Raw genomic sequence first — 13,235 nt, forward strand, 5'->3', positions numbered from 1 at the left:
TTTTTTTCTTATTTATATGAGAATAATTTAATTTATTTAGATTCAGAACAATGTAATTATTGTACATATCTCCACAATGCAGTTTTAATTACATGTTCTGCTTCTACTTCACTAAAAGCAACTTCGATCTCTTCTTTGCCTTGTAGAACTTTATACATCCATACAGGATGCTCTGTTGGATTCAAGTACAATAATTCTACCGCAAGTTTAGGTTTTCCAGAATCATGAGAACATTTGTATTTGAGATCAGCTTCTCCATAATAATGTTCACGTACATTTTTTTTAACTACAGTTATAGTAATGACAACGAGAGCAATTGTAATAATCAGTTGATTTTCATCTTTCTGAATACTGCAATCTTCTTTAAAATGTTTTTTGATCTCTTCTAAAATGGTAGAAAATTTCATCCATAAATTTTCACAATATTCTAAAAAATGCTCATGAATTTTTAAAGAATATGAAAAAGCTTTTGCGTTCTCTGCTTTCTCTTCCTGTGCACGTATTACCGCAGATTCAATCCAACTCATAATTGCTACCTCCTTTAACTGTAATGACTGAACATATTGAGTACCCAAATTGCAACGTTTTTATCTAACCCTCTACTACTTATTGGATGCCTTTTGTACAAGCTGAATACGGTACTTTTTGCTGATATGCTCTTAATTTTTTTATTTGATTTCTAATGTCACTCCTCTTAATTCATTATGTGATTTCTTCATCATAACCTAATAATAGGAAATTGATACCTTTTAATGCCAAATAATCACTAAATATCTTATATTTTTTTAATAGTAAGCTACATTTATCCAAACAGCTTTGTATCCATCAGTTTGGCAAGTAATGCTTTGAAATCTTTACTTTCTGCTTTTTCAGCCAATTGAGCTTCAAGTGTATTGAACTTTTCAGCTAGAAAATAAGCATTTAAAAATACACCTAGATGGTCTTTAGCCACTGCTTCGGCATTATCTTTATCTGATGAATAACTTGAAATGACAGTATACGCAAATTTCTCAGGATCTATTCTCATTTTTGATTTCATCAGGCACTCTCCTTGTCAGTGTTGATTATGCTTGGTTATGCCATACACGCATTTCACCGGATTGTCGGTTAGCCCAGCAATAATAAGGAATAAGTCGTAATGTTGTAGGAGCATACGTGGTAGCTGCTTGAGAAGCATATAATACATCGTCCCACTGCGAAGTAATGATTCTTTTACGTGCCTCTACATGGATCGTACCTATGCCTCCTAGCAACTGTGGATCAAATGTATATTGATAGGTCTGATCTTTATTTAACTGAATTAAATGCAAATGCTCTCCATTATCTACTTCTTCAGCGCAATAAATAAACGGGCCACGTCCTATAGCTACTTTGCCAATATCTGCTCTGACTAGCGGATGTGCGGTATATTGTTTGATCTCCATCGGTAAAATAAACTCGATCTTGTCATTAGACTGCCATACACGATCAATGTGTAGAAATCCGTTAATATTTTCCGCTTCTATATGCTCTCCATTGACTATCAATGAATAATCATCTGCCCAGTAAGGCAATCGGAGCGCCAATGTAAAAGCAGTTGGTTGTTCTGTCTGTGTCACAATCGAAACATGACCTTCCCACGGTAAATTCGTTGTTTGTTCAAGCTGTACTTTGTGATGATCTATCTCTAATGTTGCTGTGCTTGTAATAAATAGATTCGTATATATCGCTTTTTGCTCTGATTGAACCGTATACATATATTTATGAAGTGAAGTTAATAATCTTGCTAGATTCGGTGGACAGCAAGCACAGCCAAACCATTCGGGGCGTGTAAATTTCACATGACTTTTTCCCGGATCTTTACGGCTGTTCTCTGGACGTACTTCTAACGGATTCACATAGAAAAAATGTTTGCCATCCAGTGCCATACCGCCAATAGCTGTATTATACAATGCTCGCTCTAACACATCGGCATATTCAGAACGTACTTCATTTTTGAGCATATTAAAAGCAAAGAAAATCAATCCGATCGAAGCACATGTCTCACAGTACATCGTATCATTAGGCAAGTCGTAATCCAGTGTAAATGCTTCTCCGTCTACTGTTGATCCTATACCGCCGGTGATATACATACGTTTGGTAATCATATTTTTCCAAAGGCGACGACAAGCTTCTAACATTGCGGTATCGCCTGCTAATAAAGCAACATCTGCCATAGCTGCACACATATAGACAAGTCTAACAGCATGCCCTTCTGTGGTCTGTTGTTCCAAAATCGGTTGGTGAGCTTGATAATACTGTAGCGGACGATGACTCATGCCTGCTATAACTGGCTTGGTTCCTGTGTCTTCTGTCTGTTGTCTGGCGAAAAAGGTAGTATCCGTTCCCCGCTCATACAGAAAATAACGACTCAGATTCAGATAACGTTGTTCTTTTGTTAGTGAATATAATTTAGTCAACGCCAGCTCTATTTCTTCATGACCATCGTATCCTTGAATCTGATGTTCTCCTTTGCCAAAAGAAGCATCTATACAATCCGCTAATCGGCAAGCAATCTGGAGCGCTTTTTCATTATGAGTGGATTCATAATAAGCAACTGCTGCTTCGATAAAATGACCTGCACAATACAATTCATGACTTTCAGCCAACTTCTTGAATCGGCGCTCTGGTTCTTCAATAGAGAAGTACGTATTGAGGTAACCATCTTCCTCTTGCGCTAGAGCAATAAGATCAATCACTCCGTCAGCCAATTCTTGTAATTCAGTATCCGCATGAATGGATAATGAGTAAGCCACCGCTTCCAGCCATTTGTATACATCACTGTCCTGAAATACCCAACCATAGTGATTACCTTGCTTCAATCCAGCAGCAATCTTGAAGTTTTCGATAGCATGACTTTTTTCAGACGGAATACTGTTATCATTTCTTTCTTTTTCGATCGTAATATCAGCATTATCATTCAATACATTCCATTGATAAGGAATCATTTCTGTACGGACAAGCTCCCGATAATGAGACCAGAATTGATCTGTAATTGTAAGTGATTGTAAATGTAATGACATCGTATGTCTCTCCTCCTATGGTAGATACTCTATGATCGTCTATAAACCGAATATTTATTTCACTTGCGGTTCAGCATGGTGTTCTTTAATTAACAACTGTCTGCGAATATAACCTTCATTTTTTTCAAAACGTCGATAAAACAACATCGGGATAATTCCTAGTGCAAATACGATAGCAGGCAACCAGATAAACACAAATTGAATACCTGATAATGATTGTGTACTCTGCGCAACATTAGGCACATAACCGAAAGATGACATAAATTGTGTAGGAATAAATCCACCTAATCCTGAACCTGCTTTGATACAAAAAGCACTACCGATTGCTGTTAAAATCCCACTTCCACGTAGACCTGACTTCCATTCGCCATAATCGACAGTGTCCGATAGCATTGCAAAAGGCATCGAGCAAGCAATACCTGATCCAATACAAGCAATAATCCATCCTACAATCAAAAAGCTAATATGATCTCCTGCAAAAAACAGTACGATTTGTCCCAAAACAGCTAACACAAAGCCAAAAATCATCGTTGAATATTTGTTAGAAAATTTCACGATAAACGGAATTAATACCATACCAATCACTTGAATGACTGAAATTCCGTTAATCAATGGCACTAACTCTTTATGACCGATATTGTATTCAAAGTAATAGACTAATGTAGAGGTACGAATCGTTAAAGCGATCCAGAACAATAGATTAGCGATTACTAAAATAATCCAAGGCCAGTTACCTTTCATCGCTTTAAAGCTTGATTTGAATGGAATCGTTTTGATCTTTTCGGTATTGATTTCTTTGAGATCAGCAAAAGCAATCAAAAACATAATGATAGATACTATCCCGAATACGCAAAGTGTCCAAAAAAATCCTTTCTGATCATTACCTGCTCCGAAAAAAGCAACTAATGGCAAAGTAAATGTGACTGCTGCAAAATTACCAACATTTCCACCTACCATCCGAAATGAGTTCAACACTACTCGCTCATCGGTATTTCTACTCAAATTTGGCAAAATCGAAGTGATCGGTGTTGAAATTCCGGTATAGGCTATCCCTGCTAAAATATAGGTAACCGCTGCATAAACGACTTTCCATGTCCCATCCAAGTTTGGAGTGGTAAACGTCAATACTGTAAATACTGCAAAAGGAAAACACAGCCATAAAAAATAAGGACGACTTTGACCATACTTGGATCGGGTACGATCGACAATAATCCCCCATAGTGGTGCATCCACGGCATCCACTAATCGTGTTACCAACAATAAAGTACCTGCTACTCCAACCGATAAGCCAAATACATCGGTATAAAAATAAAGCAGGTAAGCACCAATAATGCTGTACAACAAATTGCCACCTGTATCTGTGAGCGCATAACTAATTCTGCGATGAAAAGGAACTTTATCATTCAGAAGAGTGGTTTGAGGCTCTGGCGAAGATTGAGGTGTAGACTCCATAATGTAACCTCCTGATTCAATCAAATAGTGATGATTTCTTTATCTAATAGTAAGCGCTTACGAAAAGAAGATAAACTTAGGATTTCGTAGGAAAGGTTTCTATTTCCGACTCATTTAGATATTTAAAAAATTAATTATTTCCATATAAAATTGTGCTATACTACCTTCAAAGTGCAGATTATTTATAATTAATGTGAACAGGGTTAACAAATCCGACTTTTCCTATCCAAAACTGACTTTTCGATAAGGAGTGATTACATATGCTGCTCAAACCGATTTCAAAAATAAATATCGAGCGTCCTCTTGCCTATTTTAAATGTGGACAATTTGTAAGTGATGAAGGCTGGCAACACAAAAAAATGAAGCTTGAAAAAGATTACGAAATCATTATTGGCTTAAAAGAAATTGTCTATCTTCAAGTTGGAGAAACAAAGTATGAAATTAAGCATGGGGACGTGTTATTGATTAAGCCAGATGTCGAATATTTTGGTTATCAAGCTTCCTCAGCAGGAGCTAGCTTTTTTTGGTTACATTTCTTTCCTCGAGATATTACCAAAACAGAATCAGGAGATGAATTTATCAATCATTTGTTTGGCACTATGATTACGGAACAGAAAAATGAGATTAATCCTTATGTATGCTTACCTGACTTCTTTTCATTACCTTATCTCGACAAGCCTATTATCTTGATGAAGCAGATTCTGGATACATCTAACACTTCGTATTACAGCACATATGCTGTAGATTATCTGGTGACTGAGCTTATGATCGAATTAACAGATAAGTACCTACAACCTCTTATTCATAATGAACTATTGCACAAAGAATACAATCAGAAGTTTATGCAAATTTTAGAATGGATTCGGGTGAATATTTATCATGATCTTACCGTACAGAAAGTAGCAGATACGTTCTGCTTTAATGCCGATCATTTAACCCGCTTATTCAAAAAAAATCTAGGTATGAGCACTATTCGTTATATTAATACACTCAAGCTCAGTCTGGTCAAAGAATTATTATGCACAACGAATTCTTCGATCAAAGAAATTGCTTATGAACTACATTTTCGAGATGAGAAGTATATGATGAAGTTATTTAAAAATTACGTCGGCATGACACCTACACAGTTCCGTGATACGTACACAAATACCTATATCAATACAGTGACTGTAGATCCTGATATTCCTATACCTAAGCATCTTCTTACTGAATAGATAAACAATCATAACAATAAGAATTCACATCAAAAACCTTGCTCTCCTATTCTGTTATCGAATAGGGTGAACAAGGTTTTTGTATGTTGTAATAAAATTATTTCACTTCAATATAATCAAGTTCTGCATAGCTAGTCCCTTTTTTAAATACGATTGTATTTTCTCCCTGCTTCAATGTTACAGGAACCGTCATGATTTGGCGTGTACCTACATTTGGTAAATTCGCAATCCAACCTCCTGTTTTTGGATACGTAATAACAGTAGATGCTTGATTGTTTACCGATAGATTGTGAGTCGAGTTTCCTGTGGTTCCATTACCATAACCGATCTCCATATTATACGTTTTACTTGTTGGAGCATAGACTGAGAACGATACAGAACTATCTGGATTATCTATTTTGCCTACAAATTGACGATTAGAAGCAAATGAACTTCTGGATACTGTCGCATCATTAATTTTAGCATCTTCGGCTTCTACTCTTACTTTGAAATCACCTTCAGGTTGTAATTGGATATAATCAAGCTCTGCATAACCTGTTTTTCCTTTGTTGAATTTCAAAGTATTACTGCCTGCTTTTAAAGAAACTGAAGTCTGAATCGTATTGCTATTTCCTTGAGATAACCAACCATCTGTTGTCGGATATTGAATAGTTGTAGACGCTTGATTATTGACACTTAATTCTTGTGTAGATTGAGCGTTTGTACCATTCGCATATCCAATCTTCAGATTATAATTACCAGCTACAGGAGCATTTACTGTAAATTGAACAGAACTATCTTGATTGTCTATCGTACCAACATATTTCCGATTAGAAGCATTAGGGTTGTTAAAAATGTTAGCTGAAACAATAGTTGCATTTTCTGCTTCATAACGACTGATCGATGATTGCTTGCCCGGAGTAATCACCAATCGATAAGCAGAAGATTCTTTTAACTGACTAAGCGGAACAGAAATCTGTCCATTTTCAATCGTAAAATCACCTTCAAATTCATTAGTAGGTTGACTTACTGCGGTATCTACTCCATACCATGGTGTGCTTTCTACTTTGACATGAGCATTACCTGAGAAAGACGGTAATGAAGCGAATCCTTTAACGACTATATTTCGATTGCCATTTCCTCCGCCTACGATCACATCTGCTTGTTGTTTGGCATTATTTACACTAGCAATACCATCTAGATCCAAAGCCGTTGGATTAGCAGGTGTAGTCATCGCCATCTGACCGGACATGTCACCATACCATTTGTATAACCACCATGCCCCATTAGCTGCTCCTTTGTCTGTCACAAGGTTGCTTAGACGACCTGGACGGAACCAAAATGCAATATTCGCTGTATCCACATCAGAACGTTCAAATTGAGCGATATACCGCGTCATATTGCCTGGAACTGCTTGTTCCGATACGACTCCATATTCGTTAATACTGATCGGTACATGCTTGATCCCTAGCTCTGTTTCCAAAGCACGATAAGCTTTCATATGATTCGAAATGTACTGGGGTGCAGGGCCATCTAAATATTCACCTTCCGGCGCTCCTAATTCGTGCCAAGATATAATATCGGGTAATACATTATTATCTCTTGCATACGTCAAAAAGTTTCTCAGCCAGCTTTCGTTATAATGAGTAATACTTGGTCCTATGATTTTGGTGTTTTTATCTTTAGCTTTGACTCGCAAATATGTTTTTTTCCAACCTTCGTTAAATGAACCTGCTGCTCCGGTATTCCATGTACCATCGGGTTCATTCCACAATTCATATCCGTATATATTTGTAGCACCTGACTTCAATCTTGCATCTACAATACTATCTACTTTTTGATACCAATCGTCCCAACTTACCCATTGATACGGGAAATTCGGATAAATATCTGGCATCCGTATTGTCACTTGCGCTCCATTCCGTTCAGCGATCGGTGCTACTTTGAGTGCATCGCCAATAGGCGTTGTTTCACCATTAGGCAATTGACCACCATTTGGAGCCATTTGTGTAAACATTTTCGGCTTGGTCGGAGCGATTAGATTGTCTGCGGGTCTACCTTCTTCGGCTAATCCATACAATGAACCAGAAGCTACATGAGTAACCGGTCGATATTGGTTAGCTAGATCTACTGTAAATGTCGCTGGTACTGCTGCTGTAGCGGGTGCAGGTGTAATAGGAAAAACAGTCAGTAAAAGTGCCCCACTTAATAAAACCGCTAACTTTTTCAATTCTCATCACCTTTTCTCATCATATTTTGAAACTAATTCTGCAAAATAGAACGCTTTCAAAATACGGTGGCCACCGTTGGTCTCGATTAGATCAAGTTATAACTTACACTATAAGGTTATTGGTTTTCCATTTCTGAGTAAACTCCAAAAAACGTAGGAAGAGTGTAAATTACCGACTTATTGGATAAGATGTGGCGATATGTAAGTGATTTTGTAAATAAAAAAATGAGACTGAACTTTAAAATCTCTCTATTATTTTTATAGTATTTTTTATTTCTATTATCTAATTTTTTCTGGTCATATGGATTATTTTATTTCAACTAGAAAAACCAATGAATTGCATATACCTATTTTGAAACCAATTTTGTACTCTCTTGAATATTGTATTAACTCATGAATATTATCTATTCTTTTATTATAAATAAAAGTCGACTTTATCTTAATAATTAAGATAAAGTCGACTTTTCCATACTCATATTATATTTAAATACATCGTATAATTAATATTCATTTACTTCAAACATTAAAATACGATCATACAGTACATAATCTTTTCTCGCTTTAAATGGGCCTTTGTTATTATCATGTTTGTTAATAGCATAGGAAAAAGAACCTTCACCTGAATTTCTTCTTTCGTACCAATTTATGAAAGCATTTACCTCTTGCATACTAAGATCGAATTCTTTTTCTAATCCTGTTTTCATAGTTACAACCAGTATAGCTCTATCACCTGAAGGAGTTTCTGGTGTGGGTTGCGTGGGTTCTGTAGGTTGTGTAGGCTCTGTGGGTTGTTCATTTCCCATTTTTATAGCAACTTCATTGGAAGATACTGTCTCAATTTCATGAAAGACCGCTGTAACTTTAAAATAATATGTTTTCTCTTTATCAAGATTAGGTATTGTATAACTACCAATATCTTTCCCCTTAATATCAATCGATTTAGTGTAATTGCCTGGCGCATCTCCGTAGTAAAGTTTATAACCATCAGCATCTTCTATACTATTCCAATTTAACTCAGCCGATGATAAATCTTTATTTTTACCTTGCAATTTAATACTTTCTAAAACACCTAAAGTAACTTCATCAATAGCTAACCAAGAAGAACCACCGTTACCTTCAATTCTAATTGCTTCGTAGCTACCTTCTTTTACTCGAATAGGTTCTGGTGTGCTGCTCAAAGTGCCTTTTAAAGTCTGCTCTACTTCAGGACTAATTTCTGTCCATTCTCCATTAGACATACCAAATATTTTATATTTCACTGTTCGTACTGGTTGAGCAGCTGTTGTAATATGTAAAAAATTTAATTTTATCGGTTCAGGAAATTTAAGTTCTAATTTACCAGTATAAGAACCTGAATTCCAATAATGTTCTTTTACTCCATCAATTGCATATTCAGGCAAATAAGCAGGGTATGAACTATTTGCACTAGCTCTAGTACCAACAGGTGGTAAAAAACCAAGCATTCCCTCAACTTTTTTTCCAGTAGTAGATGCTTGAGTTACAGATTGAGCGCATACTAAAAATAATATTACAATTGTTAAAAACATAACACTAAATTTTTTCATGATTTTCTCCTTTTATTACCATTCTAGATTACTACAAATTTCAAATCATTTTATTACAAATACAATTATTTATTATAATTAAAATCTAACTCAAAAAATAAAGTTATTTAATCTATCTTTGGCATTCTTGCTTACTTCTTATGATTATTAAAATCGAGATTACATTTGAACCTTTAAAGAGACTTTAAAAAGAACTAGAATCAATCTTAATATAATTATAAGTTTATAAAACAAAATATATATTCATGATTTTTTAGTCTAATTAATAAAAGTGTTATGAGAAATGAATAATACAACTATAAATATATTAAATCAATAAACTGAATAGTTTTTCTATGATTACTATGTAGTTGTAAGATTACATTTGAAATAATAAATCTAGCTACAGCAAAGATATACGAAATGTATAAACTATTACTGTAGCTAGATTTATATTTATTAATACATCGTCAAGTACTGGTCACGTTCCCATTGGTGCACTTGAGTACGGTACATATCCCACTCAATTTCTTTCAACTCATAGAAATGAGCAAGAGCATGTTCGCCAAGTGCAGAGACAACGATCTCGTCACGCAATAATTCGTGCAATGCTTCTTTCAAGTCGCCTGGAAGACTAGGAATACCTTCGTCAATACGCTCGTCTTCAGACATCACATAGATATTACGATCTACTGGTTTTGGCAAGTTCAACTTACGCTCGATACCATCAAGACCTGCTTTTAACATTACCGCTAAAACAAGGTACGGGTTAGCAGTTGGATCTGGATTACGAACTTCGATACGTGTACTCAGACCACGAGAAGCCGGGATACGGATCATTGGGCTACGGTTACTTGCAGACCAAGCTACATAGCAAGGTGCCTCATAACCCGGTACAAGACGTTTGTAAGAGTTCACCGTAGGATTCGTGATAGCAGCCATTGAACGAGCATGCTTCAGAATACCTGCCATATAATAACGTGCTGTTTGGCTTAGACCCAACTCATCACTTTCTTCATAAAAAGCATTCACATCGCCCTGGAACAACGATTGGTGACAGTGCATACCTGATCCATTCATACCAAATAAAGGCTTAGGCATAAATGTAGCATGGAGTCCATGTTGACGAGCGATCGTTTTAACTACTAATTTGAACGTTTGAATTTGATCTGCTGCCTGAAGCGCATTGGTGTATTTGAAATCGATCTCATGTTGCCCTGGAGCCACTTCATGATGAGACGCTTCAACTTCAAAGCCCATTTCTTCAAGTGTAATTACGATCTCACGACGACAGTTTTCACCTAGATCCATAGGAGCTAAGTCAAAATATCCACCCTGATCATTCAATTCGTCTGTAGGGTTACCATTTGCATCAGTACGGAACAAGAAGAATTCAGGCTCCGGTCCTACATTCATTGCTGTAAATCCTAGTGCTTCTGCTTCTTTTAGATTGCGCTTCAAAATACCGCGCGGATCTCCTGCGAATGGTGTACCATCTGGCATGTAAACATCACAAATCAGTCGTGCTACACGATTCTCTGTTACCCAAGGGAAAATAACCCAAGTGTCTAGATCAGGATACAGATACATATCTGATTCTTCAATACGTACATAACCTTCGATTGAAGAACCATCAAACATCATTTTGTTATCCAATGCTTTTTCCAATTGACTTACTGGAATTTCCACGTTTTTGATTGTGCCCATCAAATCGGTGAATTGCAGACGGATAAATCGTACATTTTCCTCTTTCGCTATGCGCGAAATGTCTTCTCTTGTATAACTTTTGTAACTCACGCTACCCTCTCCTCTTTACGCTATTTATTTTTTGTTAAAGAATCGGGATAATTCCCCTTGGATAAGCGATACTTGTCCCGGGCGTTTGCCTGTGACAAGCTGCTGCTTAAGCATACGATGAAGTTGGGAATCTGACAATTCCCTACGACGTTCTTCTGTATCTGCTGTGATCACAGTAGCTTCTTCTGATTCTTTCGATACCGGATTCATCACTTGCTTGATACCAGCGATATTCACACCTTTTTCAATCAAAGCTTTAATTTCAAGTAAACGTTCTACATCATTAAAAGAGAATAAACGCTGATTACCTGACGTGCGTGCAGGTACGATCAAATTATGCTGTTCATAATAGCGAATCTGTCTTGCAGACAAATCCGTCAATTTCATAACAATCCCTATAGGGAACAGCGCCATATTTCTCCGAATTTCATCACCCATATATTCATCAACCTTCCACTAATCTATTCACTATTCTGTTACCTATTGTACATATCCTGATATAAAGCGTCAATAACATGTTAACTTAACTTACAATAATTTTATAAAACACTAACATACTCATGATAATAGCACTTTAAATAAGTGATATTTTACGAACTTCTTGAAGAAGTCTTTAGTATTTTACATTTGCTTGATATTGAAATAGGTTATAGCAAGCCGCGCTCATGCATCGTCTGTAACGCCATTAATACACCTAGCTTCACATGAGAAAAGGTCAGTCCACCTTGCATGTATCCAATGTAAGGTGCACGAATCGGAGCATCTGCGGATAATTCCAGACTGCCACCTTGAATAAATGTACCTGCCGCCATAATGACTGGATGATCATATCCTGGCATATCCCACGGTTCTGGTACTACATGGCTGTCTACCGCGGCTGCACGCTGAATACCCTGTACAAAAGCAATCAGTTGATGTTCATCTTTGAAAGAAACGGCTTGAATGAGATCGGTACGTTTCTCCTGCCATGCTGGTTTGCTATTGAAGCCAGCCAATTCAAACATAGCGGCCGCATAAATACTTCCTTTGACCGCTTGCCCTACAATTGTAGGAGCCATATATAGCCCTTGATATATACTGCGAGTTGTACCTAACATTGCTCCTACTTCGCCACCGATACCCGGTGCTGTTAGACGATAAGCTGCCAGATCAACGTACTTTTGCTTACCACAGATATAACCACCTGTTTCCGCTAAGCCTCCGCCTGGATTTTTAATCAAAGAACCTGCCATCAAGTCGACTCCAACATCGGTAGGTTCACGAGTTTCTGTAAATTCGCCATAACAGTTATCTACAAAAATAACAGCTTGCGGACAGATTTCACGAATCTGAACAACCATTGCTTCTATGTCTTCTATAGTAAAAGAAGCACGCCAATCGTATCCACGCGAACGCTGAATTCCGATCATTTTGGTTTTACTATGAACAAGCGATTTGACGGTCGCCCAATCTATTTGCCCTGCTTCATCCAAAGCTGCTTCTTGATACGTAATACCAAAATCAGCTAAAGATCCTGTTCCATCTCCCGGCTTGCCAATGACTTTATGTAACGTATCATAAGGTCTACCTGTAATGTAAAGTAATTCATCGCCCGGACGCAAAATACCGAACATTGCTGTCGCAATCGTGTGCGTTCCAGAAGCAAAATGAGGTCTCACTAGAGCTGCTTCGCTACCAAATACTTCAGCATATACACTTTCTAAAACTTCCCTACCTCTATCATTGTACGCATAGCCAGTCGAACCTGCAAAGTGATAATCACTAACCCGATATTTTTGAAAAGCTTCTATAACTTTCCATTGGTTGGCATCTACAATCTGATCGACTGCTTGCACTGCTTGTCCGATAAGTTGTTGTGCTTGTTCTGACCATTGTTGAATCTGTGTATCAAAAACTGCCATACCTTGTCTCTCCCCATAGTGATAGCCCGCCGTAATAATCTCTGGCAGGCTTCCACAAATTTATATCCAATTGTTGA

General features: G+C 37.0%; 10 protein-coding genes. 1 reads left to right on the forward strand and 9 read right to left on the reverse strand.

What is annotated here, in order from left to right; all coding sequences use genetic code 11:
* Nucleotides 1-56 precede the first annotated feature (56 nt).
* The 4 genes from QCD85_RS06730 to QCD85_RS06745 all read right to left on the reverse strand — a co-directional run bounded on the left by QCD85_RS06730 (nt 57) and on the right by QCD85_RS06745 (nt 4,493).
* Nucleotides 57-527 carry a hypothetical protein gene (locus QCD85_RS06730; protein ID WP_301262061.1) on the reverse strand — a complete coding sequence of 157 codons (471 nt, stop codon included), beginning with the start codon at nt 525-527 and terminating at the stop codon, nt 57-59.
* A 275-nt stretch (nt 528-802) separates the two neighbouring features.
* Nucleotides 803-1,039, reverse strand: coding sequence for a hypothetical protein (locus tag QCD85_RS06735; RefSeq protein ID WP_273612663.1), 237 nt, complete (start codon nt 1,037-1,039; stop codon nt 803-805).
* A 25-nt stretch (nt 1,040-1,064) separates the two neighbouring features.
* On the reverse strand, nt 1,065-3,041 hold the full coding sequence (locus QCD85_RS06740; RefSeq protein ID WP_301262062.1) for a glycoside hydrolase family 127 protein: 1,977 nt from the start codon (nt 3,039-3,041) through the stop codon (nt 1,065-1,067).
* Between the two features lie 54 nt (nt 3,042-3,095).
* Complete coding sequence (locus QCD85_RS06745) at nt 3,096-4,493, reverse strand: MFS transporter (protein ID WP_273612665.1); 1,398 nt, start codon at nt 4,491-4,493, stop codon at nt 3,096-3,098.
* Between the two features lie 260 nt (nt 4,494-4,753).
* On the opposite strand from QCD85_RS06745, the gene QCD85_RS06750 reads away from it, so the two are divergent.
* A complete protein-coding gene (locus QCD85_RS06750) occupies nt 4,754-5,707 on the forward strand; it encodes an AraC family transcriptional regulator (RefSeq protein ID WP_301262063.1) in 954 nt (317 codons plus the stop codon).
* A gap of 97 nt (nt 5,708-5,804) precedes the next feature.
* Here the strand turns inward: QCD85_RS06750 and QCD85_RS06755 are convergent, their stop codons facing one another.
* From QCD85_RS06755 to QCD85_RS06775, 5 genes are all read right to left on the reverse strand, one after another.
* The gene (locus QCD85_RS06755; protein ID WP_301262064.1) at nt 5,805-7,916 is read right to left on the reverse strand and encodes a CBM35 domain-containing protein; all 2,112 of its coding nucleotides are present in this window, start codon (nt 7,914-7,916) and stop codon (nt 5,805-5,807) included.
* A 500-nt stretch (nt 7,917-8,416) separates the two neighbouring features.
* Complete coding sequence (locus QCD85_RS06760; protein WP_301262065.1) at nt 8,417-9,481, reverse strand: hypothetical protein; 1,065 nt, start codon at nt 9,479-9,481, stop codon at nt 8,417-8,419.
* A 438-nt stretch (nt 9,482-9,919) separates the two neighbouring features.
* Nucleotides 9,920-11,257, reverse strand: a complete 1,338-nt coding sequence (glnA, locus tag QCD85_RS06765) for a type I glutamate--ammonia ligase (RefSeq protein WP_273612669.1) — start codon at nt 11,255-11,257, stop codon at nt 9,920-9,922.
* 24 nt (nt 11,258-11,281) lie between these two features.
* On the reverse strand, nt 11,282-11,695 hold the full coding sequence (locus QCD85_RS06770; RefSeq protein WP_017812459.1) for a MerR family transcriptional regulator: 414 nt from the start codon (nt 11,693-11,695) through the stop codon (nt 11,282-11,284).
* A 209-nt stretch (nt 11,696-11,904) separates the two neighbouring features.
* Nucleotides 11,905-13,158, reverse strand: a complete 1,254-nt coding sequence (locus QCD85_RS06775) for a methionine gamma-lyase family protein (protein WP_301262066.1) — start codon at nt 13,156-13,158, stop codon at nt 11,905-11,907.
* Between the last annotated feature and the right edge of the window lie 77 nt (nt 13,159-13,235).

The sequence above is a fragment of the Paenibacillus sp. PsM32 genome, assembly GCF_030433815.1.
GTDB classification, from domain to species: Bacteria; Bacillota; Bacilli; order Paenibacillales; family Paenibacillaceae; genus Saccharibacillus; species Saccharibacillus kyungheensis.

What these genes read in the sequence shown, in the direction of transcription:
- QCD85_RS06730 (WP_301262061.1), bottom strand. Translation starts at nt 527, where the DNA reads ATGAGTTGGATTGAATCTGCGGTAATACGTGCACAGGAAGAGAAAGCA.
- QCD85_RS06735 (WP_273612663.1), bottom strand. Translation starts at nt 1,039, where the DNA reads ATGAAATCAAAAATGAGAATAGATCCTGAGAAATTTGCGTATACTGTC.
- QCD85_RS06740 (WP_301262062.1), bottom strand. Translation starts at nt 3,041, where the DNA reads ATGTCATTACATTTACAATCACTTACAATTACAGATCAATTCTGGTCT.
- QCD85_RS06745 (WP_273612665.1), bottom strand. Translation starts at nt 4,493, where the DNA reads ATGGAGTCTACACCTCAATCTTCGCCAGAGCCTCAAACCACTCTTCTG.
- QCD85_RS06750 (WP_301262063.1), top strand. Translation starts at nt 4,754, where the DNA reads ATGCTGCTCAAACCGATTTCAAAAATAAATATCGAGCGTCCTCTTGCC.
- QCD85_RS06760 (WP_301262065.1), bottom strand. Translation starts at nt 9,481, where the DNA reads ATGAAAAAATTTAGTGTTATGTTTTTAACAATTGTAATATTATTTTTA.
- QCD85_RS06770 (WP_017812459.1), bottom strand. Translation starts at nt 11,695, where the DNA reads ATGGGTGATGAAATTCGGAGAAATATGGCGCTGTTCCCTATAGGGATT.
- QCD85_RS06775 (WP_301262066.1), bottom strand. Translation starts at nt 13,158, where the DNA reads ATGGCAGTTTTTGATACACAGATTCAACAATGGTCAGAACAAGCACAA.